Origin of the sequence: Flavobacterium lipolyticum (genome assembly GCF_020905335.1) — a bacterium.
GTDB classification, from domain to species: Bacteria; Bacteroidota; Bacteroidia; order Flavobacteriales; family Flavobacteriaceae; genus Flavobacterium; species Flavobacterium lipolyticum.
Genome location: NZ_JAJJMN010000001.1, coordinates 3,172,704 through 3,193,881, shown reverse-complemented (window position 1 = coordinate 3,193,881; position 21,178 = coordinate 3,172,704). Strand labels below are relative to the sequence as shown.

At 36.8% G+C, this 21,178-nt stretch carries 16 protein-coding genes; 14 read left to right on the top strand and 2 right to left on the bottom strand.

The features are described 5' to 3' along the window. The first annotated feature begins 334 nt into the window (after nucleotides 1-334). The 8 genes from LNQ34_RS13840 (at nucleotide 335) to LNQ34_RS13805 (ending at nucleotide 9,985) form a co-directional block, all read left to right on the top strand. Entirely contained in the window at nucleotides 335-616 is a 282-nt protein-coding gene (locus tag LNQ34_RS13840; RefSeq protein ID WP_070905468.1) for a DUF7674 family protein, read from the top strand. Nucleotides 617-819: 203 nt separating this feature from the next. Beyond that, nucleotides 820-897 carry a K(+)-transporting ATPase subunit F gene (kdpF, locus tag LNQ34_RS13835; RefSeq protein WP_072975519.1) on the top strand — a complete coding sequence of 26 codons (78 nt, stop codon included), beginning with the start codon at nucleotides 820-822 and terminating at the stop codon, nucleotides 895-897. Between the two features lie 130 nt (nucleotides 898-1,027). Beyond that, entirely contained in the window at nucleotides 1,028-2,749 is a 1,722-nt protein-coding gene (gene kdpA / locus LNQ34_RS13830) for a potassium-transporting ATPase subunit KdpA (protein ID WP_230000158.1), read from the top strand. A 198-nt stretch (nucleotides 2,750-2,947) separates the two neighbouring features. Beyond that, nucleotides 2,948-4,981 (top strand): potassium-transporting ATPase subunit KdpB, encoded by a 2,034-nt coding sequence (gene kdpB / locus LNQ34_RS13825; protein WP_230000157.1) that lies wholly within the window; start codon nucleotides 2,948-2,950, stop codon nucleotides 4,979-4,981. 95 nt (nucleotides 4,982-5,076) lie between these two features. Beyond that, nucleotides 5,077-5,628: a K(+)-transporting ATPase subunit C gene (locus LNQ34_RS13820; RefSeq protein ID WP_017496757.1), complete on the top strand. Its 552-nt coding sequence runs from the start codon at nucleotides 5,077-5,079 to the stop codon at nucleotides 5,626-5,628. A 249-nt stretch (nucleotides 5,629-5,877) separates the two neighbouring features. Continuing rightward, the gene (locus LNQ34_RS13815; RefSeq protein ID WP_230000156.1) at nucleotides 5,878-6,954 is read left to right on the top strand and encodes a porin; all 1,077 of its coding nucleotides are present in this window, start codon (nucleotides 5,878-5,880) and stop codon (nucleotides 6,952-6,954) included. Between the two features lie 78 nt (nucleotides 6,955-7,032). After that, nucleotides 7,033-8,154 carry a universal stress protein gene (locus tag LNQ34_RS13810; RefSeq protein WP_202702665.1) on the top strand — a complete coding sequence of 374 codons (1,122 nt, stop codon included), beginning with the start codon at nucleotides 7,033-7,035 and terminating at the stop codon, nucleotides 8,152-8,154. Nucleotides 8,155-8,263: 109 nt separating this feature from the next. Continuing rightward, the gene (locus LNQ34_RS13805; RefSeq protein WP_202702664.1) at nucleotides 8,264-9,985 is read left to right on the top strand and encodes an ATP-binding protein; all 1,722 of its coding nucleotides are present in this window, start codon (nucleotides 8,264-8,266) and stop codon (nucleotides 9,983-9,985) included. A 642-nt stretch (nucleotides 9,986-10,627) separates the two neighbouring features. On the opposite strand, the gene LNQ34_RS13800 is transcribed toward LNQ34_RS13805, so the two are convergent. Beyond that, entirely contained in the window at nucleotides 10,628-11,401 is a 774-nt protein-coding gene (locus tag LNQ34_RS13800) for an XRE family transcriptional regulator (RefSeq protein WP_202702663.1), read from the bottom strand. Nucleotides 11,402-11,486: 85 nt separating this feature from the next. On the opposite strand from LNQ34_RS13800, the gene dinB reads away from it, so the two are divergent. The 5 genes from dinB to LNQ34_RS13775 all read left to right on the top strand — a co-directional run bounded on the left by dinB (nucleotide 11,487) and on the right by LNQ34_RS13775 (nucleotide 18,534). Next, complete coding sequence (gene dinB, locus LNQ34_RS13795) at nucleotides 11,487-12,668, top strand: DNA polymerase IV (RefSeq protein ID WP_202702662.1); 1,182 nt, start codon at nucleotides 11,487-11,489, stop codon at nucleotides 12,666-12,668. Further along, nucleotides 12,668-15,721 carry a DNA polymerase III subunit alpha gene (locus LNQ34_RS13790; protein WP_230000155.1) on the top strand — a complete coding sequence of 1,018 codons (3,054 nt, stop codon included), beginning with the start codon at nucleotides 12,668-12,670 and terminating at the stop codon, nucleotides 15,719-15,721. Before dinB ends, LNQ34_RS13790 begins: the two co-directional genes overlap by 1 nt. Nucleotides 15,722-15,834: 113 nt before the next feature. Next, a complete protein-coding gene (locus tag LNQ34_RS13785) occupies nucleotides 15,835-17,223 on the top strand; it encodes an exonuclease domain-containing protein (RefSeq protein ID WP_230000154.1) in 1,389 nt (462 codons plus the stop codon). Between the two features lie 48 nt (nucleotides 17,224-17,271). Beyond that, a complete protein-coding gene (locus LNQ34_RS13780; protein WP_202702659.1) occupies nucleotides 17,272-17,898 on the top strand; it encodes an alpha-ketoglutarate-dependent dioxygenase AlkB family protein in 627 nt (208 codons plus the stop codon). Nucleotides 17,899-18,072: 174 nt separating this feature from the next. Then, entirely contained in the window at nucleotides 18,073-18,534 is a 462-nt protein-coding gene (locus LNQ34_RS13775) for a DUF1810 domain-containing protein (protein ID WP_089077068.1), read from the top strand. Nucleotides 18,535-19,023: 489 nt separating this feature from the next. Here LNQ34_RS13775 and LNQ34_RS13770 read toward each other — a convergent pair whose 3' ends face one another. Then, a complete protein-coding gene (locus LNQ34_RS13770) occupies nucleotides 19,024-20,436 on the bottom strand; it encodes an APC family permease (RefSeq protein WP_202702658.1) in 1,413 nt (470 codons plus the stop codon). 269 nt (nucleotides 20,437-20,705) lie between these two features. On the opposite strand from LNQ34_RS13770, the gene LNQ34_RS13765 reads away from it, so the two are divergent. Then, on the top strand, nucleotides 20,706-21,116 hold the full coding sequence (locus LNQ34_RS13765; protein WP_230000153.1) for a DUF5958 family protein: 411 nt from the start codon (nucleotides 20,706-20,708) through the stop codon (nucleotides 21,114-21,116). Nucleotides 21,117-21,178: the final 62 nt, after the last annotated feature.

Here is a 21,178-nt window from a genome sequence, read left to right as displayed (position 1 = left end):
ATGTGACAATGTGACAATGTGATAATGTGAAATGCGATTTGTGAAATTCTGACCTTTTACTTTTTAAATATCTTATTTCACCTTTTACCTTTTACATCTTACTTTTTACATCTTACTGTTTACATTTTACACCTCACTTTTTACTTTTTACACTTCACAAGCAACTTAAAATTTCCTTATCATTTCAATAAAAGCTTATCATTTTGATAGGCTTTTTTTATGCCTCATTTTTGGCACAAACCCGCAATTCGTTTATCAACAACACCTTACCTATTCCTTTACAATTTAGGTCTGACTTTTGGCATAAGTGGGAAGAACACAAAAATTCATTCTCATGAAAAATCAAGTCACTTCAATCTACAAACAAGCGGAACGCTTTGCTGAGATAACCAAAAAATCAATTATATCCGGCAATATTGTTCGGGCAAAAAAATGTCTTGCACTTGCTGAACGCCTATTCATCAGCGGAAGTTTCGAAACTAAAAACGCCATTTCAAATGTATATGTTTTCTCTGTTTCTTCTTTTATGGAAATGCGTCACTGCAATATCTCTCATCTTTTTCCACAAACGCTTAGGGCTGAATACATCCGACAAATTAATACTTCAGGAGTCTGATTTTAGTAAACTGTTAAGATGTGAAAAGTAAAATGAAATCATATTCACAATTAACATCTCACAAATCACAATCTAATGATCCAACATCCAATAATCTAATAATCCAATAATCTATGTTAATCACCTTTCTTTTACTCGCACTGGGTGCCCTGCTCTTTGGCATCTGTTTCAAATCTGTTGAATTTTTTGAAAAAATCTAAATCATGACAGCACTATTTATTATTTCGATCGCCGTTTTTGGCTATTTGGTTTACGTATTAATTAAACCCGAAAAATTCTAAAAAAATGAAAAAGTCACAATCCAAAAAAATATTTCTGGTATCTGTTTACATGGCTTGGACATTAGCCTTTATCATACTTATCATGTATCTGTAAAAGCTTAAACTTTATTTAATTTCTAACAAACAAAATATGAATACAGAATTATTAGGTGTCATTGGTATTTTCATCATCACGATAGTTTTAGCCATTCCAATAGGAAAATATATTGCTAAAGTTTATTTAGGTGACAAAACACTTTTTGACCCCATTTTCAATCCAATTGAAAAAATTATCTTTAAAATCAGCGGTATCAATTCCACTGAAGAAATGAACTGGAAACAACACTTAAAAGCTCTTTTAGGTATTAACATGATTTGGTTCTTTCTTTGCTTCTTTGTTTTATTGTTCCAGGGATCGTTGTTCTTAAATCCCGATAACAACCCATCAATGAGTCCGGATCTGGCTTTTAATACTGCCATTTCCTTTGTTGTCAATTGTAATTTACAACATTATTCAGGGGAGAGCGGTGTTTCTTATCTGTCACAAATGTTACTGATGTTCCTTCAATTTGTCTCTGCGGGTGTAGGACTAGCCGCAGCTGCAATGGTTTTCACTGCAATGAAGGAAAGAACAACTGAAAAACTGGGTAACTTTTACAATTATTTTGTTAAAAGCTGTACACGTATTTTATTGCCTCTTTCTGCTATTGTAGCAGTTGCTCTATTGTTTAGCGGAACTCCTATGACGTTTGAAGGAAAAGATGCAATTACCACTTTACAAGGTGATACCGTAGAAGTTTCCCGCGGACCTGCCGCAGCATTTATTGCAATTAAACATATCGGTACCAATGGTGGTGGTTTTTTTGGAGCCAATTCAGCACACCCGTTAGAAAACCCAACTTATTTTAGTAATGCGGTTGAATTATGGGCACAATTAATTGTTCCGTTTGCCATGATTTTTGCTTTAGGTTTTTATCTGAAAAAAAGAAAATTATCTTATGTCATTTTTGGTGTTATGACGGTTGGATTTCTGTTACTGGTTATCCCAACGGTAATGAGCGAAATGAACGGAAGCCCTGCTATTGAGAAAATGGGAATCGCTCAGACCACCGGAGCAATGGAAGGAAAAGAGGCTCGTCTAGGGCCAGCCATTTCAGGTTTTTGGAGTATTGCTACAACAGTAATCTCTACAGGTTCTGTAAATAGTATGCACGATAGCTCAATGCCGGTTTCTGGTGCTATGGAATTGCTTGCCATGATGGTGAATGCGTTTTATGGTGGTTGTGGTGTTGGTATTTTGAACTTCTACATTTTCATTATTCTGGCTGTGTTTATTTCCGGATTAATGGTGGGTCGAACTCCTGAATTTTTAGGAAAGAAAATCGAAGCACGGGAAGTTAAAATTGCAGCTTTCATCGCAATTCTTCACCCTTTATTAATCTTATCCGGAACAGCTTTAGCTTCTTATTTTGCAGCAAATGACACAGCAATGGGATGGTGGTTTAGCGGAAATGCAACAGGCTGGCTTAACAATCCGGGACATCACGGATTCTCGGAAATGTTATACGAGTATACTTCAAGTGCAGCCAACAATGGTTCAGGCTTTGAAGGTTTAGGAGATAATAATCCGTTTTGGAATATCACTACAGGAATTGTTTTATTGTTAAGCCGTTTTATTCCAATCGTTGGACCATTGGCTATCGCAGGTTTACTGGCAGGTAAAAAATACATCCCGGAAAGTGCAGGAACTTTAAAAACGGATACTACAATTTTTGGAATAATGGTTTTTGCCGTAATCGCAATTATTGCTGCGTTATCATTCTTCCCAGCGTTGGCTTTAGGTCCATTGGCAGAATATTTTACACTAAAATAATCCATTTCTCAATGCTAAACGATGTTTTTTAAACACATAAAAACATAGATAAAATGAATTCAAAAGAAAATTAAAGAAAACTCATTTTTTCACATAGCTATGTGAATGTATGAAAGTAAAACGTCCTTAATCTCAAAAGAAAGAATCTATGTTTCTATGTGTTAAAAGAAACAGTCAACTAATAAATAATATAAAAAAATGACTCATAATAAATCCACATCATTGTTTGAAAGCAAACAGGTAAAAGAAGCCTTGGTGCAGTCTTTTGTAAAGCTTAATCCAAAATTGATGATCAAAAATCCGGTAATGTTTACCGTAGAAATAGGAACTGCCATTATGTTTGCTGTTTGTGTTTCCATTTTAATGGGGGCTGCAGATCAGGGTAGTTTCATTTACAACTTAATTGTATTTTTAATTTTACTGGCCACTTTGTTGTTTGCTAATTTTGCTGAAGCTATTGCTGAAGCCAGAGGAAAAGCACAAGCCGACAGTTTAAGAAAAACACGTGAAGAAACTCCGGCCCGACAAATTTTACCTAACGGAGAAATCAAAAACATCAGTTCTTCTGAATTGAAAAAAGGAGATATCTTCATTTGTGAATCAGGCGATTTAATTGCCACTGACGGTGAAATTATCGAAGGATTGGCTACCATTGACGAAAGTGCCATTACAGGAGAAAGTGCCCCTGTAATTAGAGAAGCCGGAGGTGACAAATCCTCTGTAACCGGCGGAACAAAAGTATTATCAGACAAAATCAAAGTAATTGTAACGTCTGAACCAGGAGAAAGCTTTTTAGACAAAATGATTGCTTTGGTAGAAGGTGCAAGCCGTCAGAAAACACCAAACGAAATTGCTTTGACGATTTTACTGGCTGCCTTTACTTTAATCTTCGTAATTGTTTGTGTGACTTTAAAACCGTTTGCTGACTACGCAAATGCACCTATCACAATTGCGGCTTTCATCTCTTTGTTTGTATGTTTAATTCCAACTACAATTGGTGGTTTGCTTTCAGCTATTGGTATCGCGGGTATGGACAGAGCATTACGTGCTAACGTTATTACAAAATCAGGAAAAGCGGTTGAAACTGCCGGAGATATTGACGTTTTACTTTTAGATAAAACCGGAACCATTACAATCGGAAACAGAAAAGCAACGAATTTTTATCCTGCGAAAGGGGTTTCAGAAGAAGATTTTATAAAATCAGCCGTGCTAAGTTCATTGGCAGATGACACTCCGGAAGGGAAAAGTATCGTAGAATTGGCAGGAGCCGAACTTGCCAGTAAATTATCCATTGAAGGTGCTACTTTAATCAAATTTACCGCAGAAACCAGAACTTCCGGAGTTGTTTTAAAAGACGGTACCAATATTAGAAAAGGGGCTCAGGATGCCGCCAAAAACATAGCACTGCAGGCTGGAAACTCTTTCCCAGAAGATATTGCTCAAAAGGTAATTGATATTTCGTCTAAAGGAGGAACACCGCTGGTGGTTATTAAAGACAATCAGGTTCAAGGGGTTATCGAATTACAGGATATCATTAAAACGGGAATGAAAGAACGTTTTGACCGTTTGAGAAAAATGGGAGTTAAAACGGTGATGGTAACCGGAGATAATCCGCTTACTGCGAAGTTTATTGCCGAGGCTGCCGGTGTTGATGATTTTATCGCCGAAGCAAAACCTGAGGATAAAATGAACTACATTAAAAACGAACAAAATCTGGGTAAACTGGTTGCCATGATGGGTGACGGAACCAACGATGCTCCTGCTCTTGCACAAGCTAACGTGGGTGTTGCCATGAACAGCGGAACACAGGCCGCTAAAGAAGCCGGAAACATGGTGGATCTTGACAATGATCCAACAAAATTAATCGAGATCATCGAAATTGGAAAACAGTTATTAATGACTCGTGGTACGCTGACTACTTTCTCCATTGCCAATGACGTAGCGAAATATTTTGCTATTGTTCCTGCTCTTTTCATCACGGCAATCCCGGCATTGGAAGGTTTAAATATCATGCGTCTGCACAGTCCGGAAAGTGCTATTTTATCGGCTGTAATTTTTAACGCGGTGATTATTCCTATATTGATTCCATTAGCCTTAAGAGGTGTCGATTATAAACCAATCGGAGCAAGTGCGATCTTAAAAAGAAACTTATTGATCTATGGTTTAGGCGGTTTGCTTGTACCTTTTATCGGAATTAAGTTAATTGATATAGTTGTTGCTCTATTTATGTAAACATGAAGTTACTAAGGAACTAAGCTGCTAAGGTTCTGAGTTTTTTCCTTAGCATCTTAGAGACTTAGCATCTCAGAAACTTAAAAAATAAAAAAATGAAAAATATACTTTCACTATTAAAACTTACACTGATCACCGTAATTCTGTTTGCCGTTATTTATCCTCTGGCAATCTACGGAATCGCTCAATTTGCTCCAAATCAAGGAAAAGGAGAAACCATTTCGGTTAACGGAAAAGTGGTAGGGTACCAAAAAATTGGTCAGAAATTCGATAAGTCCAATTATTTCTGGGGAAGACCTTCGGCTGTAGATTATAATGCTGCCGGAAGTGCGGGAAGCAATAAAGGACCAAGCAATGCGGAATATCTGGCTTTGGTTCAAAAAAGAGTGGATACTTTCTTAATCGTTCATCCCTACCTGAAAAAATCAGAGATTCCTGCCGATATGGTTACGGCCTCAGGAAGCGGTTTAGACCCGAATGTTTCACCACAAGGTGCTTTGATTCAGGTAAAACGTATTGCCAAAGAAAGAAAATTAGACGAAGCTAAAGTGAAAGCTTTGGTAGCATCTAAAATCAATACCGCTGTTGTAGGTCCATCAACGGTGAATGTACTGGAATTGAACATTGCTCTTGATCAGTTGAAATAAAGGTACTGAGATACTATGATTCTAAGGTTTTTCTTCGAACAGGTTTTGGAAACCTGTTCGAATATAGAACCAATTATAATACAAAACCCCTTTTTGCCCCAAATACCCTAGCCCCGATAGAAACGGAAATCCTTTTGTGTCCGCCGCGGAGGACACAAAAGATTGCAGTGAATAGCGGGATTAGCTCCTAAAAAAATCTACTAAATAAATTACTACCCGAGGACACTGTTTTCTCACAATAAAAACAAAATGAAAAAAACAATACTTACTGCTTTAATCGCTTTTGGTTTTAGCAATTTACATGCTCAGGAAGAATCTAAAAGTCCGTTTACATTTTCAGGATATGTAGACGTTTATTACAGCTATGATTTCGCAAAACCGGATAATCATACTCGCCCGGGGTTTATTTATAACTACAATAGAAGTAATGAAATGAACATCAATTTAGGATTAGCAAAAGTAAACTACAGCAAAGGTAATGTACGCGGAAATTTTGCGCTGATGGCCGGAACTTATGCCGAATACAACCTGGCTGCCGAACAGGGTTTATTAAAAAATGTATATGAAGCAAATGTGGGAGTGAAGATTTCTTCTTCTCATAATTTATGGGTCGATGCGGGAATCATGCCTTCGCATCTTGGTTTTGAAAGTGCTATTGGAAAAGATTGTCAAAATCTTACCAGAGGAATTCTGGCTGAAAACTCTCCTTATTATGAAACGGGAGTTAAAATTGGTTACACTTCGGAGTCCGGAGAATGGTATTTAGCCGGTATGTATTTAAACGGCTGGCAGCGTATCCAAAAAGTAGAAGGCAACCAAACTCCGGCTTTTGGAACTCAGGTCACTTACAAACCAACAGACAAAGTGGTTTTAAACTGGAGCACTTATGTTGGAAATGAGCAACCGGATATCAACAAAAAATGGCGTTACTTTAATAATTTCTACGGACAATTTAAAGTAACCGACAAAACAAACATCACGGCTGGTTTTGATATTGGTACACAACAGTCGGCTAAAAACAGTAACAAATACGACACCTGGTTTTCTCCGATTTTGATTGTCCAATACAAACCTACAGATAAAATCCAGCTGGCAGCTCGTGGCGAATATTACAGTGATGAAAAAGGAGTAATTATTGCCACAGAAACTCCAAATGGTTTTAAAACTTACGGATTTTCAGCTAACTTTGATTACTTAGTAACTGACAATGTAATGTTTAGAATAGAAGCTAGAAATCTTTCCAGTAAAGATGAAATTTTCACAAAAAACAATCTCCCAACGGATACCAATACATTTGTAACGACTTCGCTGGCGATTTCTTTTTAGCCTTAGGCCATAGGCTTTAAGCAGTAAGCTTTCGTCTTACTGCTTAGAGTCTACAGCTTATTGCTTAAAGCAAAAAATATGGAAAAAGAAAATAATGCACAGCACTTTCTCGATTTAATTCAGAAATCACGAAAGGGAAAATTCAAAATCTACATCGGAATGAGTGCCGGTGTGGGTAAAACCTATCGGATGCTGCAGGAAGCACATTCACTCTTAAGAAATGGAATTGATGTAAAAATTGGTTACATCGAAACGCACATGCGAAAAGAAACGCATGAGCTTTTATCTGGTTTGCCTGTGATTCCACGGCGAACCATTTTCTATAAAGGGAAAGAGCTGGAAGAACTCGATGTACAGGCCATTATCAACCTTAGACCCGAAGTTGTAATTGTCGATGAACTCGCACACACCAACGTTGAAGGAAGCAAAAATGAAAAACGCTGGCAGGATGTTTTGGAAATTCTGGAAGCCGGAATCAATGTGATATCGGCAGTAAATATTCAACATATTGAAAGTTTAAATGAAGACGTTAAACGCATCACGAGTATTGATGTTCAGGAACGTATTCCGGATAATGTTTTACGATTGGCCGATGAAGTTGTAAATATCGATTTGACCTCTGAAGATTTGATTGCGCGGCTGAAAGAAGGAAAAATTTATACAGCAGATAAGATTCAGACCGCTTTGTCTAATTTTTTCAAATCGGAACAAATTTTACAGTTGCGTGAATTGGCTTTGAAAGAAGTAGCCAGCCAGGTAGTGCGAAAAGTAGAAAACGAAGTACCTCAACTGCATGCTTTAAGACACGAAAAATTACTGGCCTGTATTAGCAGCAACGATAAAACAGCCAAAATTGTAATCAGAAAAGCGGCACGTCTGGCTAGTTATTACAATGGATCCTGGTATGTTTTATATGTAGAAACTCCAAAAGAAAGCAGTACCAAAATTGCGTTAGACAAACAACGCTATCTGATTAATAATTTTAAACTGGCCGTACAGCTGGGCGCCGAAGTGATTAAAGTAGAGAACAAAAACATCGCAGATGCTATTTTAATGACTGTTGAAGAAAAACAAATCACAACGGTTTGTATTGGAAAACCACATTTAAATTTATTTAAAGTAATTTTGTCTACAACCATTTTCAGACGTCTGTTAAATAGTCTGTCTTTATCAAATGTGGATCTTGTTATATTGTCTTAAATGTAAAATGTTTTATGTGAAATGTGAGATGTAAAGTATGAAGCGAAAACATCATCTCACCAATAACATCTCACATTTTACAAACTACATTTCACATAAAAAATAAATTATGAGAATTAAAACCAAATTGAATCTGGGAGTCGGATTATTATTTTTAATGATTATTATACTCTCATTAGTAAGCGGATATGCTGTGTTTTTGATAAAAGCAGATACCGAAAATATTCTGAAAGCAAATTACAATACACTGGAATATTCCAGAAATATGATTTTGTCACTAGATGAAATCAAAGTGAATAGTGATAGTACGATTCATACTTTTAAGGAATATCTGGAGAAACAAACCCACAATGTTACAGAACCCGGAGAAAAAGAAGCCACTGCCAAACTGGAAAATGACTTTGCCCTTTTAGAAAAAAACGGTTCTAACGAAATGGTGAAAGCGCAAATCAGGCAGGATATTTTTTCGATTATGAAACTCAATCTCGATGCCATCAAACAAAAAAGCGATATTGCCAAACATACCGCCGAAAATGCCAATTTATGGATTGCTATTGTAGGAACGCTCTGCTTTTTAATCGCTTTTAATTTACTGGTTAATCTGCCCAATAATATCGCTAATCCGATTAAGGAACTGACCCAGAGTATTAAAGAAATTGCCAATAAAAATTATTCGGAACGGGTGCATTTTACCAATCACAATGAATACGGTGATCTGGCAAAATCTTTTAATACCATGGCGCAAAAACTTCAGGAATACAACAATAGTAGTTTGTACAAATTATTCTTTGAGAAAAAACGTCTGGAAACTTTAATCAATAACATGCACGATCCTATTATTGGACTAGACCATGAAGGTGTTATTTTGTTTGTGAATGACGAAGCTCTGAAAATTATCGGAATGAAACTGGAAGATGTTATTGGTCAATCCGCTTCTGCTTTGGCAGTTTCCAATGATTTGATTCGCTCTTTGATCCTGAAAGAACCGGCAAATGATTCTCAGAAAAAACAGCCGATGAAGATTTTTGCCCACGGAAAAGAAAGTTATTTTGATAAAGAAACGATCAATATCACCATAACTCCAACAGGCGAAGAAAAGGAAATTAATATTGGAGATGTTATCATCCTTCGAAATATTACCTTATTTAAAGAACTCGATTTTGCAAAAACTAATTTTATTGCAACCGTTTCACACGAATTAAAAACACCGATTGCGTCTATAAAACTGAGTCTTCAATTGCTTCAGAATAATAAAACGGGAGAGATGAACGACGATCAGAAACAACTCGTCGAAAGCATTAAAGAAGATAGTCAGCGTTTATTGAAAATTACGGGTGAATTGCTTAATTTATCTCAATTAGAAACCGGGAATATCCAGTTAAATATCGAAAAAAGCAATCCGTACGCCATTGTAAATTATGCTACCGAAGCGGTAAAAATTCAGGCAGAGCAAAAACAAATAAAACTCATCGTTGAGGCCAATGAACACTTGCAAAATGTAAAAGCCGACAGTGAAAAAACAGGATGGGTTTTGATTAATTATTTATCGAATGCGATCACCTACTCGTCTGAAAAAAGTACGATTACCATCCGCTTAAAAGAAGAAAACGATCAAATTACGTTTCAGGTTATTGATACCGGAAAAGGAATTGATGCACGCTACAAAGACAAAGTTTTTGATAAATATTTTCAGATTCCGGGAAGTCAGAAATCAGGAACCGGATTAGGACTCGCCATCAGTAAAGAATTTATTGAGGCTCAAAACGGAACTATTGGTGTTGAGAGTAATTTAGGCCTGGGAAGTACGTTTTGGTTTTCGTTGAAGGTTTAGATAAATTCAATTTTAGAACGATCCATTACTTGTACTAATTTTGGAATGGCACACGGATGACACCGATTTAAACCGATAAAAACGAATTTCTTTATTTAATACGGTGAAAATCTATCTTATCTGCGTTATTAATCCGCCTAATTAACAGCCAAATTCAATTTTATGACATTCGTCAGTCTGAGCGGAGTCGAAGACCTTTTCTACTACAAGGTCCTTCGACTTCACTCAGACCGACAGACGACTATCAATTATAATTCAGGTTTAGATCTTAAATAAGATTGTTGATTAACGATTCTTGATTTCAAATGTTTTAATCGATAATTTCGTTATTTAACGACACGAGATCAAAAATCAAAAATCGTTAATCTTCGTTCTGAAATCTCCAAACTTAACGACATTTGTAAAAATTTTTATTTTTTTTATTGACTATAGTCTCCCTAAGCGGAGTCAAAGGGCTCCCTGGCGTAAAAGGGTCTTCGACTCCGCTCAGACCGACAGACGACTATCAATTATAATTCAGGTTTAGATCTTAAATAAGATTGTTGATTAACGATTCTTGATTTCAAATGTTTTAATCGATAATTTCGTTATTTAACGACACGAGATCAAAAATCAAAAATCGTTAATCTTCGTTCTGAAATCTTACGTATTCGCCGTATTATTCTTAATCTCCATCACCTCTCTTTTAACCTGAAGAAGCAGTTCTTTCATGCTTTCCGTTTCAGACAATTGCTGCTTTTTGTCCGAACGGCCAATGTTGCACTCATATTCCCAAATCTCCAAAATATCAGAAGCTTTCACTTCATAATTGGGGTAAAAACTATTATCCGATTCTAAAACCAGACTATTCTTTTTGTTTTTGTTCAGACGCTTGTACACCATTCCTTCGTTTTTGGTAATCAGGATATACGTTTTACCGTCCATCACCTCTCCCAGCCTTTCCACATAACGTCCAATAATAATCGATCCGTCTTCGTGTGGCGGCATTGAATCACCTTCGACCGGAAATCCGCGATGTTTCCCAGGACCTAAAAACGGAAGAGAAACCTGCTGTAGACTTTCAATATATTCCGGATCGGCGTATCCGTTCAGGTAACCTGCTTTTGCTCTTTGGGATACAATTTCGATATAATTTTCTCCAAAATTATCGACCTGAATAGGTAGAATAAGCCGATTCCCTTCGAGTTTTATCAAATTTTCGATGTTTATTTTCCGAATATCGACTGACAATAATAAATCGATACTGGTATGAAAATACAAGGCGATTTTCTTTAAAATGTCATACGGTGCTTCCGAAGTTCCGTCTTCGTATTTCACGTATCTTCCTCTTGTAATACTCAGGTTTTCAGCTAATTTCTCCTGCGATATTTTATGCTTAACCCTTAATGCTCTGATGTTGTCTGAAAATAAGGACATAATTAATTTGTTATAATTTGGAACAGCAAATATACGAAAAATGTTATTATCTGTGCTAATTTTGTTTATTCCAAAAAACAAGAAAATGGCAAGGGCAATTGTACACATGGATCTGGATACTTTTTTTGTATCCTGTGAAAGGTTAACCAACTCACAATTAAAAGGATTACCTCTAATTATTGGAGGTGGTGATCGTGGCGTTGTTGCCTCTTGTTCTTATGAAGCCCGTAAATTCGGAGTCCGTTCTGCTATGCCCATTCGTATGGCATTAAAACTCTGTCCTGATGCGAAAGTAATGAAAGGCGATATGGAATTGTATTCGCAATTATCGCATGATGTTACACAAATTCTTCAGGAAAAAGCACCTGTTTTAGAAAAAGCAAGCATCGATGAATTTTATCTCGACATTACCGGAATGGATAAATTTCACGGCAGCTATAAATGGACTAATGAGCTGGCCCAATCTGTAATGAAAGAAACCGGTCTGCCTATTAGTTTTTCATTATCGATTAATAAAACGGTTTCTAAAATTGCAACCGGAGAAGGCAAACCGGTAGGAAAGCTTGAAATTCCGGAACAAAATGTACAGGACTTTTTAAATCCTTTATCGATTCAGAAAATTCCAATGGTCGGAGCAGTTACTTTTCAGCTTTTGTCCAGAATTGGCGTTCGCAAAATTCAGACGCTGGCCGAAATGCCTGCCGAGGTGCTACAACAAATGATTGGTAAAAACGGTCTGGAGCTCTGGAAAAAAGCACACGGAATCGACCACACTCCCGTTGAACCTTATACGGAAAGAAAATCAATATCTACCGAAACTACTTTTTCTCAGGATACGATTGACATTGCAAAACTCAAAAGAATACTTTTAGGAATGGTCGAAAAACTGGCTTTCCAGCTTCGCGCCGAACAATGGCTGACCTCAACCATTACGGTTAAAATACGTTATGCCAATTTTGATACCGAGACCAAACAATCTAAAATTGCCTATACCTCTGCAGATCATATTCTGACCAAAAATGTAACCGAATTATTTGATAAGGTCTACCAACGTCGAATGCGGCTTCGCTTAATTGGTATTCGCTTTAGCGGGCTTGTACGAGGAACCTATCAAATTGATCTTTTTGAAGACACCCAGGAAATGTTATCACTCTACGCCGCTATGGACCGAATAAAAAACCGTTATGGCTATGATGCTGTAATGCGTTGCGCGGGGGCTTCTTTTAAACCCAATACTAAAGACGAAATTTTAAAACGTACCAAATAATGTATCTTAATTGTCATTCCTTCCATTCATTACGTTATGGCACAATTCCGCTTAAAGAATTGATTAGCCAGGCCGTCTCTTGTGGGGTAAAAGCAATGGCACTTACAGATATTAATACCGTTACCGGAATTTATGATTTTATAAAAGCATGTCAGGAAAAAGGAATTAAACCCCTAGTGGGAATAGAATTTCGATGCCGTCATCAATTCCGATATATTGGTCTGGCACAAAATGCAGAAGGTTTGGGCGAAATGAACCGCTTCTTAACAGCTCATAATTTCAGCGGAGAACTTTTGCCTTCAATTGCACCTGAATTCAAATCCGTTTTCGTGATTTATACTTTAGAAAATGCTCCGGAAGTTCTTCGTAAAAATGAATTCATCGGGATTCGAACAGACGAAGTTTCCAAGCTTTTTACATCCGAACACAAAAATAAAATGAATCAGATGGTCATTTTACAGCCTGTTACTTTTAGGACTAAAACAGAACACAATCTGCATAAAATTCTCCGGGCCATTGATACTAATGTTATCTTATCTAAACTAACCGAATCTGATTACTGTAAAGCTTCTGAAATTCTGCAGTCTTCGGAATCTCTTTTGCCTTTTTATGAAAAATATCCTGAAATTATAAGCAATACTCAGAGAATAATTGATTGCTGTAATTTTGAATATGATTTTGGAGTTCCAAAAAACAAAAAATTCTATACTAATAGTCGTCAGGAAGATTTAGAAAAACTGACTGCTCTGGCTTGGGAAGGATTCAAAAACCGTTATGAAGACGAGAATCAGGAAGCCAAAAAACGTGTCGAAAAAGAACTGAAAGTTATTGATGAATTAGAATTCAGCGGCTATTTCCTCATCACCTGGGATATTGTACAATACAGCAACAGTCAGGGTTTTATGCATATTGGCCGTGGAAGCGGTGCCAACAGTATTATCGCCTATTGTCTCGGAATCACCGATATCTGCCCTATTGAACTGGATTTATATTTTGAACGTTTTTTAAACCTCAACCGCAAAACTCCTCCTGATTTTGATATTGACTGGAGCTGGCAGGAACGCAATATAATTCTGGAATATATCTTCAGAAAATACGGCAAAGATCATGTGGCTTTTTGCGGTACCAATGTCGAATTTAAATACCGTTCTATTTATAGAGAAGTGGGAAAAGTATTTGGTCTTCCGAAAGAAGAACTGGACATGCTCGCTAAAAATCCCGAGGAACTTCACGAAACCAATAAAATTGTAAAACAGGTTCAGTATTATGGTCAGATGCTTAGCAAATACCCCAATCAACGCAGTATGCACGCCTGTGGCATTTTGATTTCCGAAGAACCTATTACGAATTATACGCCATTAGAAATGCCTCCAAAAGGCTTTCCTATCGTGCTTTTCGACATGCACATTGCCGAAGAGATCGGTTTCGAAAAATTCGATATCCTGAGTCAGCGCGGTATTGGCCATATTGATGACAGTGTAAAACTCATCGAGAAAAACAGAGGGATAAAAGTCGATATTCGCAATACTTCGATTTCTAAAAACGAAGCTTTATGCAACATTTATCTGGCTCAGGGTCGCACTATTGGCTGTTTTTATATCGAAAGCCCTGCCATGCGTGGTTTACTACGCCGGCTGAATTGTGACAATTATAAAATTCTGGTAGCCGCTTCCTCTATCATTCGCCCTGGTGTAGCACAATCCGGAATGATGAAAGAATATATTTTTCGCCATAATAACCCCAATCAGTTTCAGTATTTCCATGACGTTTTTAAAGAACAGCTTGGCGAAACTTACGGCATTATGGTCTATCAGGAAGATGTGATCAAAATCGCACAACATTATGGAGGGCTACCCGCTGCAGATGGTGATATCCTGCGTAGAGCGATGTCCGGAAAAGGACGATCCCTTGAAGCCTTGCAAAAAGTAAAAGACAACTTTTTTGCCTGCTGTGCTCAAAAAGGGCATCCCGAAATACTGAGTCAGGAGATCTATCGTCAGATTGAATCTTTTGCAGGATATTCGTTTTGCAAGGCACATTCAGCTTCTTATGCTGTAGAAAGTTATCAGAGCTTGTTCCTGAAAGTTTATTATCCGGTAGAATTTATGACGGCGGTAATCAACAATCAGGGCGGATTTTACCGAACCGAGGTTTACGTACACGAAGCACGTATGTCAGGCGGAAGCATACACAACCCCTGCGTGAATAAAAGTGAATATCAGACTACTTTATACGGTACAGACATTTATCTGGGTTTTATGCATGTGCAGAGTCTGGAATCCAAAACAGCTCATTTGATCGAATCAGAACGCGAGAAAAATGGTGCTTTTCTTTCATTGGAGGACTTTATCAACAGAATTCCTATCGGGATTGAAAACATGAAAATTCTAATTTTTATAGATGCTTTTCGTTTTACAGGAAAAACCAAAAATCAGCTTTTAGTTGTTGCCAGTTTGCTTTTGAACAATTTCAAACCCGAAAACAGAAATCTGAGGCTGATACAGGAACCGGCAAAAGAATACAAACTTCCTACTTTGGAACGTTCTTTATATGAAGATGCCTTTGATGAGATTGAGCTCTTGAGTTTTCCTGTTTCCTGTACTGTTTTTGATCTTTTACAAACTAAATACCGAGGTGATATCATGGCCAGAGATTTAACAGCCTGCCATAAAAAACAGGTTCGCATGCTTGCTTATCTGATTTCAAGAAAACAGGTTCCTACCAAAAAAGGAACCATGTATTTTGGCACCTGGATCGATCATGAAGGTACTTATTTTGACACCGCACATTTTCCGGACAGTCTCGCAAACTATCCTTTTCAGGGAGGTGGCTGCTATCTTTTGCTAGGAAATGTCGAAGTCGATTATCATTTTCCAACCATTACCATAACCAAAATGGCCAAAATGCCTTTTATTCCCGATCCGCGTTATATGGATGCTAAAGATCAGTTTAAAACACAGCGTCAGATAAAAGAAGATGTCAGCCCAACACATCGGGAGCCTTATCCGCAAGGACATGAAATTAATTTACCCCGACACCGAATGAAATTTTAGTTTTCAGTCACAGTCGACACCGTTTTCAGCCAAATAAACAGTCCTTAAAAAAATGCACATTGAGACTGAGACTGAAAACTAAAAAGAAATAAGTTAGACATTATACAAATAAGATGAAAAAGCAGGAATATGCCATAGTCGATATTGAAACCACAGGTGGTAACGCCAGTGGCAGCTGCATTACAGAAATTGCCATTGTCATTCACGACGGCAAAAAAGTAATAGAACGCTTTGAGACGCTCGTAAATCCGCAGAAGGAAATACCGCTTCCCATTTTTGCCTTAACGGGTATCAACAATGAAATGGTAGCCAATGCTCCTATTTTTGATGATATTGCCGAAAAAGTAATGGAATTGCTAAACGACCGGATCTTTGTTGCTCATAATGTCAATTTCGATTATTCGTTTGTTCGCCACCAGCTAGAGGCATCCGGATTCAAATGGACGGCCAGAAAGTTATGTACCGTTCGCGCAGCCAGAAAAATCAGACCGGGTTTCGCCTCCTATAGCTTAGGAAAACTTTGCAATTCGCTCGACATCCCTTTAGAAAACAGGCATCGTGCCGGAGGCGACGCAGAAGCTACTGCTATATTGTTCTCTCGATTACTGGAATGGGACGACGAAGGTCATATCGAACAAATGATCAAAAACACGGCACAGGATCAGCGTTTGCCTCCTAACCTTCCGCCGGAAGATTTTAATAATTTACCGGAAAAACCAGGCGTATATTATTTTTATAATGAGGTAAAAAAAGTAATCTACGTGGGAAAAGCAGTTAATATAAAAAAACGCGTTGCTTCTCATTTCAGCGGCCACAATATCAATCTGCAAAGACAACATTTCTTACGGGATATTTATTCTATTTCCTATGAAATTTGTGGCAACGAGTTGATGGCACTTCTGTTAGAATGTACTGAAATCAAACATCTTTGGCCAACTTACAATAGAGCTTTAAAGCGATTTGAACCGAAATTTGGATTGTATCAATATGAAGCCCGTAATGGATACAAGTACCTGGCTATTGGAAAACTCAATAAATTTCAGTCGTGTATTGAGCACTTCAGTAGTTTACACGAAGCAACAAATATACTGCGGGGTTTAGCAGAACGATTTGAAATTGATTATAGATTTTGCAAATATTCAAAACCTGAAGAAGGAGAACTATTTCAAAATAATGATGTAAAAGACTTGCCGGATACCTTCCTCCACAATGAGCAAGTCGACAATGCTATTGATTTTTTATTAAATAACAGACCCACTTTTGCCATTATAGAAAAAGGAAGAACAGCGCACGAACGCAGTTGCATTTGGATAGAAAATGGTCATTTTTATGGTATGGGATATATTCCGTTGGATGTTGCGATTACGGATCCTTCAGAAGTAAAAAATTATGCCACACCATATAAAAGCAATCAATACATTGTACAGTTGATTTTTGCTTATGCAGAAAAGAATCCCCGAAAAGTGTTTTTCAACAAAAATTTGCTGACATCAAGAATATAAAACGAATCTAATTTTAAAAATAGAGCTATAAACTTAAAGTATTGACTTATGACACTATTTAGCGATACCGAATTATTTGCCACAGGCTTGAAAGGAAAAAAAATATTTGATTTGCCTGATGCAGAACTTATTTTGATCGACAACTTTTTTGCCAAAGAAGAATCCGATCGTTTTTATGAAAGAATACTTCATCAAACGAAATGGAGAGAATATGAAATGGAAATGTATGATAAAATTGTTACAGCTCCCCGAATGATTTCATGGTATGAAGATAAAGATAATGTTGGAGCAGATCCAAATGGTCCTGACTGGACTTATGATTTATTAACTATCAGAGGCCGTGTCGAAAGAGAAACCCAACTTGAATTTAATAGTCTCCTGCTTAATTTATATCGAAATGGCAATGATGGCGTTTCCTGGCACAGTGATAAAGAACATAACTCCGGACCAGACCCCATTATTGCTTCGGTCACTTTTGGAGAAACCCGCATGTTTCGATTGCGTCATAAATTCCGGAAAGAAATCCCGCAGGTAGAGATTCCGCTTCATCATGGTTCCTTTCTGTTAATGTCTGGAACAACCAATAGTTTTTGGCAACATCAGGTTCCAAAAACCGCACGCGATGTTTTACCAAGAATCAACTTAACCTTTAGGAGAACGAACAGAAAAAGCTGATTTTCTAAAACTTGTGCTGAAATAAAATAACTAAAAAGGCGTTATTTCTATTCTAAAATAGTGTAGAAAATTCCTCCTCAAAAAGTTAAAATCCTCAGTGTATGAACCTTTTACTAGGAAAACCCTATCTTTTTTACTACTTTTGCAACCTTTTTTTACATATACAATACCACAATGGCTTATTCAAACAATGATTTAATGCGTTTTTTAGATGCACAAAACAAACTTTATCTTACTGCTCTTTCCGAAATCAAAAAAGGAAAAAAGGAGACACACTGGATGTGGTTCATTTTTCCTCAGATAAAAGGATTGGGTAAGAGCGATACAGCAAATTATTACGCCATTAACGATCTAAAAGAAGCAACCGAGTTTTTAGAACACCCTATTTTAGGAAAACATCTTATCGAAATTTCAGAGTTGTTTTTAACTTTTAAAAGAAAATCAGCCGATGGAATTTTAGGAGATTTAGACGCTCGTAAATTACGTTCGTCTATGACGCTTTTCTCTTTGGTAGAAAATACAAATCCTGTATTTCAGGAAATTTTGGATGCTTTCTTTTCAGGAGAAACAGATCCTCTTACTTTATCTATTATTAATTCAACGATAGAATCAACTGTTGAAGCCGAAATCGCTTAATTTACACAAGCCCGCTTCCAGGATTATTTACATTTAGAACACTACTTTTTGCTTTTGCGCATAAGTAGTGTTTTTTTTTACTCAGGACAGAGCACCAAAAAAGAACTCTCTCAAAGATTTCTGTTCCGCTCCGTTGGAGCTTTTGATCTTGCGAAATCACATGCTTTATAAATATTTTGCTCCCTTGGAGCAATTTCTGAACACACCTATCTGTAGTCTCTTTTAAGAAAAATTTCATATAAAAAAGGAGCTTCATCTTCGCTCAGCCAGACTGCCCACATAAGAAAATCTCTTTTTTTGCATGCAGATCTGGCAAATTTCTGGAGACACTAAATTTTATGACAAAAAAAATGCCTTGTCAAAGACAAGGCATCTATATTTTGAAGTAAATATCAAAGTTAAAAAATTGCAGGCACCCATTTGGTACATAAAACTTGTAAACAAACTTAACCTTTGAACCTTAGTATCTCAGCACCTTAGCACCTCCTTTTAAACTTCTTTCGGTTTATTCAGGTAGTACACTGGTATTCCGGTCAGCATAATTAAAACTCCCCATCCACAAGTCGAGAATTTGGTAATTAATAGCGAAATACAGATTGCACTTGCGATTACAATATACAACATAGGCAAAAACGGATATCCAAAAGCTTTGTAAGGTCTTTCAATATTCGGCATCTTTTTTCTCAAAATAAAAATACCGTAAATCGTTAAAATATAGAAAATCAATACAATGATGATTACAAAATCCAGCAGATCTCCATACTTTCCTGTCAGACACAAAGCCGAAGCCCAGAAACACTGTGCCCACAAAGCCCATCCAGGAACACTGGACTCGTTTAAAACAGCTGCTTTTTTAAAGAAAACACCGTCTTTTGCCATCGTATAATACACTCTCGCACCTGCCATAATTAATCCGTTGTTGCAGGCAAAAGTCGAAATCATAATCATTATTGCTATAATCAATGTACCAATATTGCCAAAAATGTAATGCGAAGCCACTACCGCTACTCGGTCTGATTTAGCTGTAGCAATCTCCTCAAACGGAACTACCGCCAAATACATCAAATTGGTTAGCACATAAATAATCGTTACTATAAAAGTTCCTAAAAACAAACTTAGACCAACATTTCGTTTTGGATTTTTTATTTCTCCTGCAATAAAGGTAACTCCATTCCAGGCATCACTGGAAAATAACGACCCCACCATTGCGGCAGAAATTCCGGTAATCAAAGTGGTTCCACTAATAGGCAGCCATGAACCGCTTTCGGCATTATAGCTACGTGTCACCCAGCCATCAGTCCAATTGGCATCCCAGATTGAAGCTTTTGCTCCTAAGGTTAGTCCAAAAATAATTAATCCCAACAATGACAAAATTTTGATGATGGTTAAAACAGTTTGCAGAATTTTTCCGTTTTTCACCCCTCTACTATTAATGAAGGTCAATACAATAATTGTAAAAATCGAAACCAACTGAGCGGCGTTGAGTTTGAAGAAACCTAATTCATAAAGTATATTTTCATCGCTTAATGGTTCGTATAAATAAGCCGCAAATTTTGAAAAAGCAACTCCTACCGCAGCAATTGTTCCGGTCTGAATTACAGCAAAAAAGCTCCATCCGTACAAAAAGGCAATTAGTTTATTGTAAGCCTCCTTTAAATACACGTACTGTCCTCCTGCTTTTGGAAACATCGCGCTAAGTTCACCATAACTTACTGCGGCTATAACTGTAATCAGTCCGGAGAGCAGCCAAATTAAAGTTAACCATCCTGCCGAACCTACCTGTCTGGCGATATCGGCACTCACAATAAATATTCCTGATCCAATCATAGAACCTACCACAAGCATGGTTCCGTCTAATAATCCAAGTTCTCTTTTAAAATGTTCCTGGTCGTTTTCTTGCATAATTTTAGTTTTTCGGTTGGTTAAAGATATACTTTTTTCTGAAATTTAAGATTTTAGAGTGTTGATTTTAGATTCTTATTTATAGTCCTTAGACGGAGTAATCCTATTAGATAATCATGATTTTTTTTTTCGTTCAGAAATTATCAAATCTCAGGAGATTAAAAAGCAACAACTACTAAACAATTACAAGAGTAATTCTATATTTTAGTACTAATTAAAGTTCAATATTGCAGAACAACAAACTATAAAAATGGAATCAAAATATCTTTATGGAACAACTGTCTAAAGAAGAGATAATAATAAATAAGATTGCCCAAGATAAAATAGACTTTAATATTGGGGTACAGCTTTTATTAGAAGATGCTGAATATAATTTCGAAAGACTTTTTACCACTTTAAAAAATTATATCTTCAACTCTATTCCCGAAAAAATGCATTACAATACAGAAACTTATCAAAATGCTATTCATACTATTCCATTAAAATCAACCTATACCCCGATTGTACTTTTAAAAAATTTCCCAACACGAATTGCTTTTTACAAACTAGCGGAACTTCCTGAAAACGAGAACAAAAAAATTCTAACCTCACTACTTTGGATTTTTAAAGTAACAGACACTGAACGAAGAAATACAGCGTGTAAAAATGGCTGTGGGCACTATTGGCATGAATATGAATAAGAATAAAATATACCTACCATCCTATCTGTAAATACTTAGAAACTACAACTCAGCCAAAAGTT

What these genes read in the sequence shown, in the direction of transcription:
- LNQ34_RS13840 (WP_070905468.1), top strand. Translation starts at nt 335, where the DNA reads ATGAAAAATCAAGTCACTTCAATCTACAAACAAGCGGAACGCTTTGCT.
- kdpF (WP_072975519.1), top strand. Translation starts at nt 820, where the DNA reads ATGACAGCACTATTTATTATTTCGATCGCCGTTTTTGGCTATTTGGTT.
- kdpA (WP_230000158.1), top strand. Translation starts at nt 1,028, where the DNA reads ATGAATACAGAATTATTAGGTGTCATTGGTATTTTCATCATCACGATA.
- kdpB (WP_230000157.1), top strand. Translation starts at nt 2,948, where the DNA reads ATGACTCATAATAAATCCACATCATTGTTTGAAAGCAAACAGGTAAAA.
- LNQ34_RS13820 (WP_017496757.1), top strand. Translation starts at nt 5,077, where the DNA reads ATGAAAAATATACTTTCACTATTAAAACTTACACTGATCACCGTAATT.
- LNQ34_RS13815 (WP_230000156.1), top strand. Translation starts at nt 5,878, where the DNA reads ATGAAAAAAACAATACTTACTGCTTTAATCGCTTTTGGTTTTAGCAAT.
- LNQ34_RS13810 (WP_202702665.1), top strand. Translation starts at nt 7,033, where the DNA reads ATGGAAAAAGAAAATAATGCACAGCACTTTCTCGATTTAATTCAGAAA.
- LNQ34_RS13805 (WP_202702664.1), top strand. Translation starts at nt 8,264, where the DNA reads ATGAGAATTAAAACCAAATTGAATCTGGGAGTCGGATTATTATTTTTA.
- LNQ34_RS13800 (WP_202702663.1), bottom strand. Translation starts at nt 11,401, where the DNA reads ATGTCCTTATTTTCAGACAACATCAGAGCATTAAGGGTTAAGCATAAA.
- dinB (WP_202702662.1), top strand. Translation starts at nt 11,487, where the DNA reads ATGGCAAGGGCAATTGTACACATGGATCTGGATACTTTTTTTGTATCC.
- LNQ34_RS13790 (WP_230000155.1), top strand. Translation starts at nt 12,668, where the DNA reads ATGTATCTTAATTGTCATTCCTTCCATTCATTACGTTATGGCACAATT.
- LNQ34_RS13785 (WP_230000154.1), top strand. Translation starts at nt 15,835, where the DNA reads ATGAAAAAGCAGGAATATGCCATAGTCGATATTGAAACCACAGGTGGT.
- LNQ34_RS13780 (WP_202702659.1), top strand. Translation starts at nt 17,272, where the DNA reads ATGACACTATTTAGCGATACCGAATTATTTGCCACAGGCTTGAAAGGA.
- LNQ34_RS13775 (WP_089077068.1), top strand. Translation starts at nt 18,073, where the DNA reads ATGGCTTATTCAAACAATGATTTAATGCGTTTTTTAGATGCACAAAAC.
- LNQ34_RS13770 (WP_202702658.1), bottom strand. Translation starts at nt 20,436, where the DNA reads ATGCAAGAAAACGACCAGGAACATTTTAAAAGAGAACTTGGATTATTA.
- LNQ34_RS13765 (WP_230000153.1), top strand. Translation starts at nt 20,706, where the DNA reads ATGGAACAACTGTCTAAAGAAGAGATAATAATAAATAAGATTGCCCAA.